We start from the raw sequence: 15,618 nt of genomic DNA, 5'->3' as shown, positions 1-15,618 counted from the left end.
GGGGTCCTGCGTTGACGCCGCCACAGCTGGTCGTCCTGGGCTGCCCGGGGCACCGCCGAGTCACCCTGTTCGCCGCCGCGGCCCGCGCCGCGGGGCTGCCGGAGCCCACCGTGCTGCCGTGGTCCGCGGTCCTGCGCGGACGGTACGAGCTGCCGCCCGGCGCGGTGGTCCGGATCGACTCGCCCGGTGAGGACCCGGAGGCCGACCGGCTGCTGCGCGGCGCCGCACTGGGCGCCGGCTACGCCGCCACCCGGGTCGAGGGCGGCCCGGCCTGGTACGCGGGCGTCACCGCCGCCCTGCGCGAGCTGGCCTCCCGGCCCGGGGTGCGGCTGCTCGGCGATCCGGAGGAGATCGCGGTGATGTTCGACAAGCGCCGCACCCACGCCGCGCTGGCCGCCGCCGGGGTGCCGGTGCCTCCCGCGCTGCCCGGCGAACTCCCGCTCTCCTTCGAGGACTTGCGCTCACGCATGGCCTCCGCCGGGATGCGCCGGGTGTTCCTCAAGCCCGTCCACGGCTCCTCCGCGTCGGGCGTGGTGGCCCTGGAGTTCGGCCCGCGCGGCCGGGTCCAGGCCACCACCTCGGTGGAGGTCGCCCCGGACGGGCTGCACAACTCGCTCACCGTCCGCCGCTACCGCGAACCGGCCGAGGTCGCCGCCCTGGTCGACCGCCTCGCCCCGGAAGGCCTGCACGTCGAACAGTGGATCCCCAAGTCCGGCCAGGCCGGCCGCACCGCGGACCTGCGGGTCCTGGTGGTCGACGGCCGAGCCACCCACCTGGTGGTCCGCACCAGCCGCCACCCCATGACCAACCTCCACCTCGGCGGCGCCCGCGGCGAATCGGCGGCCGTCCGGGCCGCCGCCGGCGACACCTGGCCCACCCTCCTCGCCACCGCCGAAGCCGCCGCGAGGTGCTTCCCGCACGCCCCCATGGTCGGCGTCGATCTCCTCCCCACCTCCCACTGGCGCCGCACCCTGGTCGGCGAACTCAACGCCTTCGGCGACCTCCTCCCGGGCCTCCCGGGCCTCCCCGACGGCCCGGCCCCGGGCCTCGACACCTACGCAGCCCAACTGGCTTCGCCGAGGTACCGAACCGAAGAAACGCAGGCGGGTGCGAAATCAGGGGCGCGGGGAACTGCGCGAGACGGAAGAGCAGGCGTGGCCAGATCCGCTCGCACCACGGCCAGTTGACGCCCCGACGGCCAACACCCGTGCGTCCCGCCACCCCTGCGGAAGCGCCCACATCCAGCTGCCGTCACGGCGGCCGACCCCGAGGAAAGACGTTGCACCACGACATACCCGACATGAACGAGATCGTCGGCACCCACGACCTCCTCCTCGTCACCCTCGACACCCTCCGCTTCGACGTCGCCGAGGAGCTCCTCACCGCCGGCCGCCTCCCCCACCTCGCCCGGGTGATCCCGAACGGCGAGTGGGAGCGCCGCCACTCCCCCGGCAGTTTCACGTACGCCTCGCACCAGGCGATCCTGGCCGGTTTCCTCCCGACCCCCGCGTCCCCGAACGGGCCGCACCCCCGTCTCTTCGCGGCGCGGTTCGCCGGTTCGGAGTCGACCGAGTCCCGGACGTGGGTGTTCGACGCGCCGGATCTGCCGACGGCTCTCGCCGCGGCCGGTTACCGCACGGTCTGTATCGGTGGCGTCGGGTTCTTCAACAAGCAGGGCCCGCTCGGTTCCGTCCTCCCGGGGCTGTTCCAGGAGAGCCACTGGGCACCGGAGTTGGGCGTCCCGTCCCCGACGTCGTTCGAGTCGCAGGTGGCGGTGGCCGAACGAGTGGCGGCCGAGCAGCCCGCCGAGCAGCCGCTGTTCCTGTTCATCAACGTCTCCGCGCTGCATCAGCCGAACTGGTTCCACCTGCCGGGCGCGACCCGCGAGGACGGCGACTCCCGGGCCAGTCACGCCGCCGCGCTGGAGTACGTGGACGCGCATCTCGGGCGGCTGTTCGCCGCCATGTCGGCGCGCCGGCCGTGCTTCGCGATCGTCTGTTCGGACCACGGCACGGCGTACGGCGAGGACGGCTACACCGGGCACCGGATCGGCCACGAGGTGGTCTGGACGGTGCCGTACGCGCATTTCACCCTCCCGGCCACCCCTCAGGAATCCGCATGACGCCCGACTCCCCGTACCAGTCCTACGTGTACGCGTACCCGCACAAGACGGCGTACCGCCCGCTGCCGGACCGCCCGGCGCTGGCCGAGCTGTGGCGGGGTGAGAAGCAGGACGCCCTCTCCCTCTACTTGCACATCCCGTTCTGCGAGGTGCGCTGCGGCTTCTGCAACCTGTTCACCCGGATCGGCAGCCCGCAGGGCCTGACCACGGCGTACCTGGACGCGCTGGAGCGGCAGGCCGTCCAGGTCCGGGACGCGCTCGCCGACACCGCCGGGTTCGCACTCGCGGCGTTCGGCGGCGGCACCCCCACCTACCTGACCGCGGCCGAACTGGAGCGCCTCTGCGACATCGCCGAGCACCGGATGGGCGCGGATCTCCGGGCCGTTCCGCTCTCCGTCGAGGCGTCCCCCGACACCGCCACCGCTGACCGGCTGAAGGTGCTGGCGGAGCGCGGCACCACCCGGTTGAGCCTGGGCGTGCAGTCGTTCCTGGACGAGGAGGCGAAGTCCGCGGTCCGGCCGCAGAAGCGGGCGGCGGTGGAGGCCGCACTCGGCCGGGTCCGGGACGCCGGCTTCCCGGTGCTGAACATCGACCTGATCTACGGCATCGACGGCCAGACCCCGGCCAGCTGGATCAAGTCCCTGGACGCGGCGCTGAGTTGGCAGCCCGAGGAGCTGTACCTGTACCCGCTGTACGTCCGCCCGCTGACCGGTCTCGGCCGGCACGCCGCCCCGGTGGGCACCGCGGAGTGGGACGCGCAGCGCCTGTCGCTGTACCGGGCCGGCCGGGACCACCTGCTGGCGCACGGGTACGAGCAGGTGTCGATGCGGATGTTCCGCCGGGCCGGCGCGGCGAGCGCGAGCCCCGGCGAGTACGCCTGCCAGACCGACGGCATGGTGGGCCTGGGCTGCGGGGCGCGCTCCTACACGTCGAAGCTGCACTACTCCTTCGACTACGCGGTGGACGCCCGCGAGGTGCGCCGGATCATCGACGACTACGTCGCCGCCCCGGACTTCTCGCGCGCCGAGCTGGGCTGGGAGATGACGGACGAGGAGACCCGGCGACGCCACCTGGTGCAGTCGCTGCTCCAGGGCGAGGGCGTCGACCAGGCGGCCTACCGGGAGCGGTTCGGCAGCACCCCGGAGCGGGACTTCCCGGCCGAGCTGGCCGAGTTCGCCGCCCGCGGCTGGCTGGCCGGCGCCGAGGATCGGCTGCTGCTCAGCCCGGAGGGGCTGGCCTGGTCGGACGCCGTCGGCCCGCGGCTGTTCTCCGCCGGGGTGCGCGCGCGGATGACGGAGTACTCGCCGAAGTGAGCGCGCTGACGATCCTCTACCGGGGCCCGCTGTCCTCCTGCGACTACGACTGCCCGTACTGCCCGTTCGCCAAGCGGCGGGACAGCCCGGAGCTGCTGCGAACCGACCGGGCCGCGCTGGAGCGGTTCACCGCCTGGGCGTCCGGATACGAGCACGGCCGCCTCTCGGTCCTGTTCACGCCGTGGGGCGAGGGCCTGGTGCGGTCCTGGTACCGGCGGGCGATGGTGGAGCTGAGCCGGCTGCCGCACCTGGAGCGGGTGGCGATCCAGACCAACGCGAGCTGCCGGACCGACTGGCTGGCCGAGGCGGACCTGTCGAAGCTGGCGCTCTGGGTGACGTACCACCCGGGCCAGGTGACGGAGCAGCGCTTCCTCGCCAAGTGCGCCGAACTGGCCGCGCTGGGCGTGCGGTTCAGCGTCGGCGTGGTCGGACAGCCGGAGCACCTGGCGGCCGCCCGCCGCCTCCGGGCCGCCCTGCCGCCGTCCGTCTACCTGTGGGTGAACGCGGCGGACGGACACACCTACACCGACGCGGAGGCGGCCGAGTGGACTGAGCTGGACCCGCTGTTCGGCTACAGCCGCCACCCGCACCGCAGCGCGGGCCTGCCGTGCCGCACCGGGGAGAGCGTGGTGTCGGTGGACGGCGACGGCACGGTGCGCCGCTGCCACTTCGTCCGGCCGCCGCTGGGCAACCTGTACGACGACTCCTACCTGGCCCAACTGCGGCCGCGCGCATGCCCGTTGGGCGAGTGCGACTGCCACATCGGCTATGTGCACCTGGAGTCGCTGCCGCTGTACGACGTGTTCGCGGGCGGGGTGCTGGAACGCATTCCGCACGGCTGGTGAGGCCCGCGGGCGGTGCTGCCTGCGCCGGTGCGGCCTGCGGAGGTCGGAGGCGCAGCACCCCGCCGTCCGGTCAGTCGGTCTTCGGCAGGCCGGGCGGGTTGATCTCCGAGCTCTGCACGGCCTCGTTGTCCAGCCCCCAGCGCTTCAGCACCTCGGTGTAGCTGCCGTCCCTGATCAGCTCGTCGATGGCCGCGCCGAGTGCCTTGACCAGGCCGTTGTCCTTCTTGGTGGTGGCGGCGATCTTGCCGAGGACCTGGTCGCCGGCGCCGGAGTAGGTGCCGATGATCTCGGTCTCGCCGGTCTGCGCGGCGTGGAACGCGCCGGACGGGTTGGGGCCGAGCCAGGCGTCGATCCGGCCGGAGCCGAGGGCCAGGTAGTAGTCGGAGGCGTTCTGGTAGTACTTCACGTCCACCGGCTTGAGCCCGGCCTTGAGGTTCTGCTCGTTCCAGGCGAGCAGCAGCTTCTCCTGGTTGGTGCCGGAGGCGACGCCGATGGTGTGCCCGGCGACGTCGGCCGCGCCCTTGACCTTCCAGCTGCCGCCCTTCTTGGCCTCGAAGCCGAGGATGTCGAGCCGGTAGGTGGCGAAGTCGTACTTCTCCTTGCGGGCCTCGGTGACGGTGATGTTGGTGATGCCGACGTCGTACTTGCCGCTGTCCAGGCCGACGAAGACGTTCTCCCAGGAGACCGGCGTGAGTTCGACCTTCAGGCCCAGGACGTTGCCGATCAGGTAGGCCAGGTCGGGTTCGGCGCCGATGATGGTCCGGTCGTCGGTGGCGTGGAAGTCCAGCGGTGGGACGGTGCCCAGGTTGTCCACCACCTGGAGGGTGCCTCTTCGGCGGATCTCGTCGGGCACCAGCGCGGCGATCGCCTCGACCTTGGCCGCAGTGACGCGGTTCTGGTCGGGCGTCAGGTTGACCTTGACGCCGTTGGGCGCGATGCCCGCGTTCGCCCCGCCCAGGTCGGCTGCGGCGTTCCCGCCGGAGCCGCAGCCGGTGAGCAGCAGCGCGGCGGCGAGCGCCAGGGCGGCCGGGGCGGCGGCGCGACGGAGGACACTGGACATGGGGCAACTCCCTTACGAAGAAACGGTTTTCGGAGGATTCGACTCGAATCGCCTCGGCTCGGAGCGCCTCGGCTCAGAGCACCTTGGCGAGGAAGGCGCGGGTGCGCTCGTGCTGCGGGTCGTCCAGCACCTGTGCGGGCGGGCCCTGTTCGACGACCACGCCGCCGTCCATGAACACCACCGTGTCCGCGACCTCGCGGGCGAAGCCGATCTCGTGGGTGACCACGATCATCGTGGTGCCGGTGCGGGCCAGGTCCTTGATGACGTCGAGGACCTCGCCGACGAGTTCGGGGTCGAGCGCCGAGGTCGGTTCGTCGAACAGCAGCACCTTGGGTTCCAGGGCGAGCGCCCGGGCGATGGCCACCCGCTGCTGCTGGCCGCCGGAGAGCCGGCGCGGGTACTCGTCCGCCTTCTCGGCGAGGCCGACCCGGGCGAGCAGCTCGCGGGCCCGGGCCCGGGCCTGTTCGCGGGGGACGCCGAGGGCGCCGACGGGTGCCTCGACCAGGTTCTCCAGCACGGTCAGGTGCGGGAACAGGTGGAAGTTCTGGAACACGAAGCCGAGCCGGGTGCGCTGCTTGAGCACCTCCCGTTCGGGCAGTTCGCGCAGCTTGTCGCCGACCTGCCGGTAGCCGATCAGTTCGCCGTCGACCCGGACGTACCCCCGGTCCAGCTTCTCCAGGTGGTTGACCGCCCGCAGCAGGGTGGACTTCCCGGAGCCGGACGGGCCGAGCACCACCGTGACGGTGCCGGGCCGGACGTCGAGGTCGATGCCGCGCAGCACCTCCAGCCGTCCGAACCGCTTGTGGACGCCGCGCACTTCCACCATCGCCGTGCCGCTGCTCATGCCTGCTTCTCCCGGATCTCGGTGGCGGCGGCGCGCAGGCGCTGCCAGGGGGTGGGGGGCGGGGTGCGTTCGCTGCCGCGGGCGAAGTAGCGCTCGACCCGGTACTGGACGAGGGACAGCACGGTGGTCAGCAGCACGTACCAGACGGTGGCGACCATCAGCAGCGGCACCACCCGGCCGGTGCGGCCGTAGATCACCTGCGCCTGGTAGAAGAGTTCGCCGATCGCCATCACGTAGACGATCGAGGTGCCCTTGAACAGCGAGATCACCTCGTTGGCGGCGTTCGGCAGGATGCCGCGCATGGCCTGCGGCAGCACGATCCGCCAGGCCTGCCGGAACCGCGGGATGCCGAGCGCGGCTGCCGCTTCGAGCTGCCCGGCGTCCACCGCCAGCACCCCGCCGCGGATGATCTCGGCGGCGTACGCGGCCTGGTGCAGGGCGAGGCCGAGGACGGACGCGCCGAGTGCGCCGAGCAGGTCCATGGTGCCGAAGGAGACGAAGCTCGGGCCGAACGGGATGCCGAAGCCGATCCGCTTGTACAGGTAGGCGAGGTTGAACCAGAACACCAGCTGGACGATCAGCGGGATCGAGCGGAACGCCCACACGTACGTCCAGGCGATGGTGCGCAGGATCGGGCTGCCGGACAGCCGCAGCGCGGCGATCACCGCGCCCAGGGCGAAGCCCAGCACCGTTCCGTAGGCGGTGAGTTGGAGGGTGACGCCGACGGCGCGCAGGATGCTGTCGGAGAAGAAGAAGGTGCGGAAGGTCGGCCAGTCCCAGCCGGGGTTGACGGCCAGCCCGTGCAGGAACTGGGCGACCAGCACCAGCGCGGCCAGGCCGGCCACCAGCCGCCACGGGCGGCGGTGCGGGACGATGGTCAACTCCGGTCTGTCGTCGGCCTGTTGTCGCAGCGTTTCCAGAGTGGTCGTGGTCATCGCGGGGGCTCCGTGGTCAGGGGTGCTCGGGCGGGTTGATCAGGGACTCGGTGATCGCCGAGTCGGCGGTGCCCCACTTGTCGAGGATCTTCCGGTAACTGCCGTCCTGGATCAGCCGGTTGACGGCGGCCTGGAAGGCGGGGGCGAGCGGCGAGCCCTTCTTGAACGCGAAGCCCACGTCGAGGCGGTGGTACTCGCCGAGGAAGCGGATGTGCGAGGTGGGCTGGGCGGCCTGGTAGCGCAGGCCGTTGATGGTGGACATCGCCACGTCGAGCCGGCCCTGCTGGAGGCCGGTGGTGACGGCGCCGTTCTCGGAGAACGCCTTCACCTCGTAGGGCTTCTTGCCGGCCTGCGCGCAGACGTCCTTCTTGGCGTTCAGGGTGGCCTCGAAGGTGGTGCCCGCGCCGGTGCCGACGGTCAGTCCGCACAGCTGGGTCAGGTCGCTGACGCCGGTCAGCGCGGTGTTGTCGGCGCGCACCGCGAAGCCCTGGCCGTCGTCGATGTAGGTGACGAAGTCGACGGTCTTCAGCCGGGCCTCGGTGACGCCGAAGTTGCCGGTGCCGACGTCGTACTTGCCGCTGCCGAGCGCCGGCAGGATGGTCTCGAACGCGGCGTCCTCGCGCTGCACCGTCAGCCCGAGCACCTTGGCCACGCCGTCGACGATGTCCACGTCCAGCCCGACCGGCCGGTGCTGCGCCGGGTCGGGGTAGTACGCGCCGGGCGGGGTGCCGATCGCCCCGCCGAGCTTGATGGCGCCGGCGGCGCGCACCTCGGCGGGCAGCAGGGCGGCGGCCGCCTCGTCCTTCTGCACCTGCCCCAGCACGTCCTGATCGGGCCTGACGCCGACCGGCGCGGCCGCCGGGCCGGACGTCGGGTCGGCGCCGCAGCCGGACAGCACCAGGACGGCGACGACGGCGGGCACCAGGGCGAGTGGGCGGCTCGGGCTGTTCGGGCGGCTCGGGCGGTTCGGGCGGTTCATCGGAGCGGGGCCTTTCCGGCCGCCGGGGCGGCCAGGTGTTTCTCGAACGGCAGCGGGCGGAACTCCGCCGGCTGCTCGGTGACGTCGAACAGGGGTGTGTAGCCGGTCGCCAGGTAGAGGCCCTTGGCCTCGGGCTGGAGCGGACCGGTGGTGAGGAAGATCCGCCGGTAGCCGGCCTCCCGGGCGGCGGACTCCAGTTCGGCCAGCACCCGGCGGCCGAGGCCCTGGCGGCGGTGCCCGGCGGCGGTCCACATCCGCTTCAGCTCGGCGGTGTGCGCGTCGTAGCGGCGGTAGGCGCCGCCTGCGACGGGCTCGCCGTCGCGCAGCAGCAGCAGGAGCAGGCCGTGCGGCGGGGCGAACTCCTCGGCCGGGTGGCGGGCCATCTCCTCGTGGCCGCCCGGGCCGTAGCGGGTGACGTACTCGTGGGTGAGCTCGCGGATCAGCGGCTCGGTGAGGGGGTCGCCGAGGGCGGCCTGCTCGACGGTCAGCGCGCTCATTCGGCCAGGGCCGCCTTGGCGGCGTCGCGCTTGGCGACCTCCTCGCGGACCAGCGGGATGACGTACCGGCCGAAGTCGATGGCGTCGTCGATGTGGTCGTAGCCGCGGGCCGAGAGGATCTCCACGCCGAGGTCGTAGTAGTCGAGCAGCGCCTGGGCGACCGTCTCGGGGGTGCCGACCAGCGCGTTGGAGTTGCCCGCACCGCCGGTGGCGGCCGCGGTCGGCGTCCACAGCGCGCGGTCGTAGCGCTCGCCGGCCTCGGCGATCTCCAGCAGCCGCTGCGAGCCGGTGTTCTCGGGCTGCCGATCGCCCGTCAGCCGGCGGCGCACCAGGTCGTTGCTCTCCCGCCGGGCCCTGATCGCGCCGACCGTGCGGTGCGCCTTCTCCCAGGCGAGTTCCTCGGTGGGCGCGATGATCGGCCGGAACGCCGCCTGGATGCGCGGGACGTCGGTGCGCCCGGCGGCCCTCGCGGCGGCCTTCACCAGCTCGATCTGCTCGGCGGTGCGGGCCAGCGGCTCGCCCCACAGGCAGTAGATGTCGGCCTCGGCGCCGCCGGCGGCGTAGGCGGCGGGCGAGGAGCCGCCGAAGGAGACGTTCGGGCGGGGCAGCTGGACCGGGAAGACGTCCGAGACGAAGTCGTTGAAGCGGTAGAACTCGCCGTCGTGGTCGAAGGGTTCGCGGCTGGTCCAGGCCTGCTTGACGATCCGGATGTACTCCCGGGTGCGGTCGTAGCGGCGGTCCTTGGGCAGGAAGTCGCCTTCGCGCTGCTGCTCGTGGTCGTTGCCGCCGGTGATGAAGTGCACGGTCAGCCGGCCGTCGCTGATCCGGTCCAGGGTGGCGAAGGTCTTGGCGGCGAAGGTCGGGTAGGAGACGTTCGGACGGTGCGCCAGCAGGATCTGCAGGGTGTCCAGCTTGGCGGCCAGGTACGCGGCGGAGGCGGCGGGCTCCGGGGAGCCGGCGCCGTAGGCGAACAGCACCCGGTCCCAGCCGTGGTCCTCGTGGGCGCGGGCCAGCCGCAGCGTGTAGTCGCGGTCGAAGGCGTGGGTGGTGCGGGCGGTGGTCTCCGAACCGTCGCCGGTGGCGGCGATTCCGAGGAACTCGACGGGCATGGCAGGCCTCTTCGGGTCGGCGCGGCTCCGCGTCCGGGCATGCCGGGGGTACGCCTCGGCGGGCGGGACGGGGAACGGCGGAAGTCAGCGGGACGTCGGCAGGACGGGGAACGGCGGAAGTCAGCGGGGCATCAGCAGGACGTCGGCGGGAGGTCGGGATCGACGGACGGGGCGGCGCGTGACGGGGCGCCGGCGGCTCTCGGAGCGAGCGGGAACGCGAAAAGGGCGGCAGCGTACGCCTGTTGATCCGTCCGGACGGACGGCTTCCCGGCCCGCGACGGGGCGACCGAGGGAGGACTCCCGGAGGAGAGAAGGGCCGGTCAGGCGGCCCGCTGCCGGGTCAGCCGCAACACGCCGCGGACCACACCCGACCGAAGTCGATGTGGCCTCGCGTCACCAGGTTGGGCTGCTCGGCTGTCATGTCGAACAGTTGACCAGCGTCGCCGATGGTCCGTCAACCATCGTTCACGGGGCGAAACCTGTCCGCCCTTGACACCGCCGCGCCGTCCGCCCGTACCATCGGGGCGGAGCGAGTACTGCCCGGGCCCGGCCGAACTGCCGCCAGGCCCAGCCGCGTTGAGGGACGCGGCGCGCGTGAGTGACGGCATGCGGAGACCGCCTGCCCCCGCCGCCCGATGGAGCCCTCATGGCCTCGCCCGCCGCCCCACCCCTGATACCGGCCTCGACCACCCCGCCCGCCCCGCCCGCCGAGCTGCCGATCGCGCCCCGCCGCCGCCCCTGGCGGTACGTCAGCGGCGGTCTGGCACTGCTCGCCGCCGTGCTGCTGGTGCGGTCGATGGCCGGCAATCCGGCCTTCGAGTGGCCGGTGGTGGGCTCCTACCTGACCTCGGCCGCGATCCTGCGCGGCCTGTGGCTGACGCTCTGGCTGACCGCCGTCGTGATGGTCCTCGGCTTCGCCCTCGGCACCGGCCTGGCGGTGGCCCGGCTGTCCGGCAACCCGGTGCTGCAGACCCTGAGTTGGGGATTCGTCTGGATCTTCCGGGCCACTCCGCTGCTGGTCCAGCTGCTGTTCTGGTTCAACATCGGCGCGCTGTACCCGAGGCTCGCGCTGAGCGTCCCGTTCGGCGGCGAGCTGTTCGCGGTACGGACCGTCGACCTGCTCGGCCCGGTGCTCACCGCCGCGATCGGACTCACCCTGCACGAGGCCGCGTTCGCCGCCGAGGTGGTGCGTTCCGGCGTCCTCTCGGTCGACCAGGGCCAGCTGGAGGCCGCCGCCTCGCTCGGCCTCGGGCGCGGCCGGGTGCTGCGCCGGATCGTGCTGCCGCAGGCGATGCGGGCGATCCTGCCGCCCGCCGGGAACATGCTGATCGGCACCCTCAAGGGCACCTCGGTGATCTCCGTGCTGGCCGTCCACGACCTGCTGTTCTCCGCCCAGTTGATCTACAACCGGACGTACCAGGTGATCCCGCTGCTGGTGGTCGCGACGCTCTGGTACGTGGCGGTGACCAGCCTGCTCTCGGTCGGCCAGTACTACCTGGAGCGGCGCTTCGCCCGCGGCTCCACCCGCGCCGAGCTGCCGCCCACCCCGTGGCAGCGGGCCCGGGCGGCGCTGCGCCGGGCCGGCGGGCGGTGAGCCGGGTGCCCGTCCTGGTCGTCGTCGGCGCCGGCCCGCGGGGCACCGGCCTGCTGGAGCGGATCGCCGCCAACGCTCCCGAACTGCTGTCCCCCGACACCGCGTTGCACATCCACCTGGTCGACCCGCACCCGCCCGGCGGCGGCCGGATCTGGCGGCACGCCCAGTCGCCGCTGCTGCGGATGAACTCGATGGCCGAGGACGTCACCATGTTCACCGACGAGCGCTCCACGCTGATCGGCCCGGTCCGTCCCGGCCCGTCGCTCGCCGAGTGGGCCGCCGAGCCCGCCGCCCACCGGCCCTACCGTCCGGTCACGGACCCGGACGTGGCCGACGAACTGCGCAGTCTCGCCCCGACCGACTTCCCCACCCGGCGCGCCCAGAGCGCCTACCTGGACTGGGTGCTGCGCCGGGCCACCGCCGAACTCCCGGAGAACATCCGGCTGTTCCTCCACCGGGACACCGCCTGGCGGCTCACCGGCGACGCGGAGGGACCGCAGCGCGTCCACCTCACCCGCACCGTGCTGCCCGCCGACCGGGTGGTGCTCGCGCTCGGCCACCTCGACTCCGCGCCCGGCCCGGAGACCGCCGCCGCCCGCGCCTTCGCCGCCCGCCACGGCCGCAGCTACCTGCCGCCCGCGTTCACCGCCGACGCCGACCTGGACGGCCTCGCCCCCGGCGAGCCGGTGGTGGTCCGCGGCCTCGGGCTGGCCTTCGTCGACCTGGTCGCGCTGCTCACCGAGGGCCGCGGCGGCCGGTTCGTCGCCCGGCCCTGCGGCGGCCTGCGCTACCTGCCGTCCGGCCGCGAACCGGTGCTGTACGCGGGCTCCCGGCGCGGCGTCCCGTACCACGCCAAGACCGGCTACCGGCTCCAGGGCCCGCCCCCGCCGCTGCCCCGCTACTTCGGGCCGGACACCGAACTCCCGGACGGGCCACTGGAGTTCCGCCGCGACCTGTGGCCCGCGATGGCCAAGGAGATCGGCTTCGGCTACTACCACGAGCTGTTCCACGGCCACCCCGGACGCACCGCCCTGCCGTGGGACGAGTTCCTCGCCGCCTACCACCCGCTCGACTGGTACAGCCCGCAGCGCGAGGCCCTGGTCGCCGCCGCCGTCCCCGACCCGGACGACCGGCTCGACCTCGAACGGCTCGACCGCCCGCTGACCGGCCTGCGCGTCACCGACCCCGCCGCCCTCCAGCGCCACCTGCACGCCCACCTGCGCGCCGACCTGGCCCGCCGCTCCGACCCGCGGCACAGCGCCGACCTCGGCGCGTTCCACGCCCTGCTGTCGCTCTACGGCCAGCTGGTCCGACTGCTGCCGCACCACCCGCTGACCGCCCGCTCCACCGCCGCCGAGCTGGACGGCTGGTGGAACGGCTTCTTCTCGTTCTACGCCTCCGGCCCGCCCGGCTTCCGCCTCGACCAGCTGCTCGCCCTCGCCGACGCCGGACTGCTGCACTTCCTCGGCCCCGACCTGCACGTCGACCTCGACGAGCAGCACGGCACCTTCCGCGCCTCCTCCCCCGCGCTGCCCGGCCACCACGTCCACGGCACCGCCCTGGTCGACGCCTACCTGCCGCGGCACGCCCCCGACCGGACCGCCGATCCGCTGCTGCGCCGGCTGCTGCACGAGGGCCGGATCGGCGAGGAGCACCTCACCGACCCCGACGGCCACACCTACCGCTCCGGCCTGATCCGCACCGACCCCGACGCCCGGCTGCTCGACCCCGCCCTCGGCGACCGTCCCCACCCCCGCCGCACCGCCCTCGGCGCGCCCACCACCACCCGCGCGCCCGCCGCCTTCGCCCGTCCCCGCACCGACGCCCCGGCCTTCCGGCAGAACGACGCGGTCGCCCGCCGGCTGCTCGCGGAGCTGCAGAAGGAGGAGTGACCGAAGCCCGCAGAACAGGAGCGACCGCCACCGCACGACACCCGCGCAGCCACCGGATACGCTCCAGGCACCCCCGAGCCCTCCGGAGAGTCCGCCATGGCCAAGCAGCCCCCGCACCGCGACCCCGCCCAGGACGCACCGCACGTCGGACCCCCGGCCCACGCCGCCGCCGGCCTGCCCGCGATCGGGCACACCCTGCGGATGGCCGCCGACCAGATGTCGCCCGGCCGGGTGCTGTCCACCCTGCGCAAGGTCAACCAGCCCGACGGCTTCGACTGTCCCGGCTGCGCCTGGCCCGAGCCGGACAAGCCGCACCTGGCGGAGTTCTGCGAGAACGGCGCGAAGGCGGTCGCCGAGGAGGCCACCGAACGCCGCATCACCCCCGAGTTCTTCGCCGCCCACCCGGTCGCCGAACTCGCCGAGCGCTCCGGCTACTGGCTCGGCCAGCAGGGCCGCCTCACCACCCCGATGCTGCTCGACGAGGGCGCCGCCCACTACACCCCGATCGGCTGGGACGAGGCGTTCGCGCTGATCGGCGCCGAACTCGCCGCGCTGGACTCCCCGGACGAGGCCGCGTTCTACACCTCCGGCCGGACCTCCAACGAGGCCGCCTTCGCCTACCAGCTGTTCGCCCGCCGGCTGGGCACCAACAACCTGCCCGACTGCTCCAACATGTGCCACGAGTCCTCGGGCTCCGCGCTCACCGAGACCCTCGGCGTCGGCAAGGGCAGCGTCTCGCTCAAGGACCTGTACCAGGCCGACCTGATCATCGTGGCCGGCCAGAACCCGGGCACCAATCACCCCCGGATGCTCTCCGCGCTGGAGCGCGCCAAGCGGGCCGGCGCGAAGATCGTCAGCGTCAACCCGCTGCCCGAGGCCGGCCTGGAGCGCTTCAAGAACCCGCAGACCCCGCGCGGCCTGGTCGGTGGCGGCACCAAGCTGACCGACCTGTTCCTGCAGATCCGGCTCGGCGGCGACCTGGCGCTGTTCCGGGCCCTGAACCACCTGCTGCTCACCACCCCGGGCGCGGTCGACGAGGCCTTCGTCGCCGAACACTGCGCCGGCTACGACGAGTTCGCCGCCGAGGCCGCCGACCTCGACCGCCCGGCCACGCTGGCCGCCACCGGCCTGCCCTGGGAACAGATCGAGGAGCTGCACCGCCTGGTGCTCTCCTCGCCGAAGATCATCGTCTGCTGGGCGATGGGCCTGACCCAGCACAAGCACTCGGTGCCGACCATCCGCGAGGTGGTCAACTTCCTGCTGCTGCGCGGCAACGTCGGCCGCCCCGGCGCGGGCGTCTGCCCGGTCCGCGGGCACAGCAACGTGCAGGGCGACCGCACCATGGGCATCTTCGAGCGCCCGAGCACCGCGTTCCTGGACGCCCTGGGCAAGGAGTTCGCGTTCGAGCCGCCGCGCGCCCACGGCTACGACACCGTCGACACCATCCGGGCGATGCGCGACGGCCGAATACGGGTCTTCTTCGCGATGGGCGGCAACTTCGTCTCCGCGAGCCCCGACACGGACACCACCGAGGCCGCGATGCGCCGCTGCCGGCTGACCGTGCACGTCTCCACCAAGCTCAACCGCTCGCACGTGGTCACCGGCGCCCGCGCGCTGATCCTGCCCACCCTGGGCCGCACCGACCGGGACGTCAGCACGCTCGGCCCGCAGTTCGTCAGCGTCGAGGACTCCATGGGCATCGTCCACTCCTCGCGCGGCGGCCTCCGCCCGCCCGCGCCCGACCTGCTCTCCGAGGTCGCCATCGTCAGCCGGCTGGCCCGCGCCGCCCTCGGCCCGCAGGACCCCACGCCGTGGGAGGACTTCGCCCGCGACTACGACCTGATCCGGGACCGGATCGCCCGCGTCGTCCCCGGCTTCGACGACTTCAACGCCAAGGTCCGCCGCCCCGGCGGCTTCACCCTGCCGCACGCCCCGCGCGACAGCCGCACCTTCCCCACCGCCACCGGCAAGGCCAACTTCACCGTCAACCCGCTCACCGCCCCCGACGTCCCGCCGGGCCGGCTGCTGCTCCAGACGCTGCGCTCGCACGACCAGTACAACACCACCGTGTACGGCCTGGACGACCGCTACCGGGGCATCACCGGCGGCCGCCGGGTGGTCCTGGTCAACCCCGCCGACGCCACCGAACTCGGCGTCACCGACGGTCAGTTCGTCGACCTGGTGAGCGAGTGGAAGGACGGCGTGGAGCGCCGCGCCGCACACTTCCGGGTGGTGCACTACCCGGTGGCACGCGGCGGCGCCGCGGCCTACTACCCGGAGACCAACGTGCTGGTGCCGCTGGACTCCACCGCGGACATCAGCAACACCCCGACCTCCAAGGCCGTGGTGGTCCGCCTGGAGCCCACCGCCTGACCGGCCCCGGGCCCTCCGCCCGGCCGCCCCGGAGTCTGCCGTCCGGCAGGCCCGG

Annotated in this window: 13 protein-coding genes; 7 read left to right on the top strand and 6 right to left on the bottom strand. The window is 73.3% G+C overall.

What is annotated here, in order from left to right; genetic code table 11:
* The first annotated feature begins 11 nt into the window (after positions 1–11).
* The 4 genes from ACIQF6_RS12370 (at position 12) to ACIQF6_RS12355 (ending at position 4,280) form a co-directional block, all read left to right on the top strand.
* Entirely contained in the window at positions 12–1,187 is a 1,176-nt protein-coding gene (locus ACIQF6_RS12370) for an STM4014 family protein (protein WP_400893464.1), read from the top strand.
* Positions 1,188–1,300: 113 nt separating this feature from the next.
* Complete coding sequence (locus ACIQF6_RS12365; protein ID WP_400893910.1) at positions 1,301–2,122, top strand: STM4013/SEN3800 family hydrolase; 822 nt, start codon at positions 1,301–1,303, stop codon at positions 2,120–2,122.
* Positions 2,119–3,435 carry an STM4012 family radical SAM protein gene (locus tag ACIQF6_RS12360; protein ID WP_400893463.1) on the top strand — a complete coding sequence of 439 codons (1,317 nt, stop codon included), beginning with the start codon at positions 2,119–2,121 and terminating at the stop codon, positions 3,433–3,435. Before ACIQF6_RS12365 ends, ACIQF6_RS12360 begins: the two co-directional genes overlap by 4 nt.
* On the top strand, positions 3,432–4,280 hold the full coding sequence (locus tag ACIQF6_RS12355) for an STM4011 family radical SAM protein (RefSeq protein WP_400893462.1): 849 nt from the start codon (positions 3,432–3,434) through the stop codon (positions 4,278–4,280). The genes ACIQF6_RS12360 and ACIQF6_RS12355 overlap by 4 nt, the downstream gene beginning before the upstream one ends.
* Before the next feature lie 70 nt (positions 4,281–4,350).
* On the opposite strand, the gene ACIQF6_RS12350 is transcribed toward ACIQF6_RS12355, so the two are convergent.
* The 6 genes from ACIQF6_RS12350 to ACIQF6_RS12325 form a co-directional block, all read right to left on the bottom strand.
* Positions 4,351–5,340 (bottom strand): ABC transporter substrate-binding protein, encoded by a 990-nt coding sequence (locus ACIQF6_RS12350; protein ID WP_400893461.1) that lies wholly within the window; start codon positions 5,338–5,340, stop codon positions 4,351–4,353.
* A 73-nt stretch (positions 5,341–5,413) separates the two neighbouring features.
* Positions 5,414–6,184: an amino acid ABC transporter ATP-binding protein gene (locus tag ACIQF6_RS12345; protein WP_400893460.1), complete on the bottom strand. Its 771-nt coding sequence runs from the start codon at positions 6,182–6,184 to the stop codon at positions 5,414–5,416.
* Positions 6,181–7,119, bottom strand: a complete 939-nt coding sequence (locus ACIQF6_RS12340) for an amino acid ABC transporter permease (RefSeq protein WP_400893459.1) — start codon at positions 7,117–7,119, stop codon at positions 6,181–6,183. Before ACIQF6_RS12340 ends, ACIQF6_RS12345 begins: the two co-directional genes overlap by 4 nt.
* Before the next feature lie 16 nt (positions 7,120–7,135).
* The gene (locus tag ACIQF6_RS12335; RefSeq protein ID WP_400893458.1) at positions 7,136–8,098 is read right to left on the bottom strand and encodes an ABC transporter substrate-binding protein; all 963 of its coding nucleotides are present in this window, start codon (positions 8,096–8,098) and stop codon (positions 7,136–7,138) included.
* Positions 8,095–8,595, bottom strand: a complete 501-nt coding sequence (locus ACIQF6_RS12330; RefSeq protein WP_400893457.1) for a GNAT family N-acetyltransferase — start codon at positions 8,593–8,595, stop codon at positions 8,095–8,097. The genes ACIQF6_RS12335 and ACIQF6_RS12330 overlap by 4 nt, the downstream gene beginning before the upstream one ends.
* The gene (locus ACIQF6_RS12325) at positions 8,592–9,704 is read right to left on the bottom strand and encodes an LLM class flavin-dependent oxidoreductase (RefSeq protein WP_400893456.1); all 1,113 of its coding nucleotides are present in this window, start codon (positions 9,702–9,704) and stop codon (positions 8,592–8,594) included. The genes ACIQF6_RS12330 and ACIQF6_RS12325 overlap by 4 nt, the downstream gene beginning before the upstream one ends.
* A gap of 646 nt (positions 9,705–10,350) precedes the next feature.
* Between ACIQF6_RS12325 and ACIQF6_RS12320 the strand changes: the two genes are divergently transcribed.
* From ACIQF6_RS12320 to ACIQF6_RS12310, 3 genes are all read left to right on the top strand, one after another.
* Positions 10,351–11,298 (top strand): amino acid ABC transporter permease, encoded by a 948-nt coding sequence (locus ACIQF6_RS12320; protein WP_400893455.1) that lies wholly within the window; start codon positions 10,351–10,353, stop codon positions 11,296–11,298.
* Positions 11,295–13,190: an FAD/NAD(P)-binding protein gene (locus tag ACIQF6_RS12315; protein ID WP_400893454.1), complete on the top strand. Its 1,896-nt coding sequence runs from the start codon at positions 11,295–11,297 to the stop codon at positions 13,188–13,190. The genes ACIQF6_RS12320 and ACIQF6_RS12315 overlap by 4 nt, the downstream gene beginning before the upstream one ends.
* Before the next feature lie 96 nt (positions 13,191–13,286).
* Entirely contained in the window at positions 13,287–15,563 is a 2,277-nt protein-coding gene (locus tag ACIQF6_RS12310) for an FdhF/YdeP family oxidoreductase (protein WP_400893452.1), read from the top strand.
* Positions 15,564–15,618 lie beyond the last annotated feature (55 nt).

The organism is Kitasatospora sp. NPDC092948, assembly GCF_044754805.1.
GTDB lineage: Bacteria > Actinomycetota > Actinomycetes > Streptomycetales > Streptomycetaceae > Kitasatospora.
This window is presented reverse-complemented; position numbering and strand designations above follow the sequence as displayed.

Excerpts from the sequence above, each read along its gene's own strand:
- ACIQF6_RS12365 (WP_400893910.1), top strand. The coding sequence starts at position 1,301 with ATGAACGAGATCGTCGGCACCCACGACCTCCTCCTCGTCACCCTCGAC.
- ACIQF6_RS12360 (WP_400893463.1), top strand. The coding sequence starts at position 2,119 with ATGACGCCCGACTCCCCGTACCAGTCCTACGTGTACGCGTACCCGCAC.
- ACIQF6_RS12350 (WP_400893461.1), bottom strand. The coding sequence starts at position 5,340 with ATGTCCAGTGTCCTCCGTCGCGCCGCCGCCCCGGCCGCCCTGGCGCTC.
- ACIQF6_RS12345 (WP_400893460.1), bottom strand. The coding sequence starts at position 6,184 with ATGAGCAGCGGCACGGCGATGGTGGAAGTGCGCGGCGTCCACAAGCGG.
- ACIQF6_RS12340 (WP_400893459.1), bottom strand. The coding sequence starts at position 7,119 with ATGACCACGACCACTCTGGAAACGCTGCGACAACAGGCCGACGACAGA.
- ACIQF6_RS12335 (WP_400893458.1), bottom strand. The coding sequence starts at position 8,098 with ATGAACCGCCCGAACCGCCCGAGCCGCCCGAACAGCCCGAGCCGCCCA.
- ACIQF6_RS12330 (WP_400893457.1), bottom strand. The coding sequence starts at position 8,595 with ATGAGCGCGCTGACCGTCGAGCAGGCCGCCCTCGGCGACCCCCTCACC.
- ACIQF6_RS12325 (WP_400893456.1), bottom strand. The coding sequence starts at position 9,704 with ATGCCCGTCGAGTTCCTCGGAATCGCCGCCACCGGCGACGGTTCGGAG.
- ACIQF6_RS12320 (WP_400893455.1), top strand. The coding sequence starts at position 10,351 with ATGGCCTCGCCCGCCGCCCCACCCCTGATACCGGCCTCGACCACCCCG.
- ACIQF6_RS12310 (WP_400893452.1), top strand. The coding sequence starts at position 13,287 with ATGGCCAAGCAGCCCCCGCACCGCGACCCCGCCCAGGACGCACCGCAC.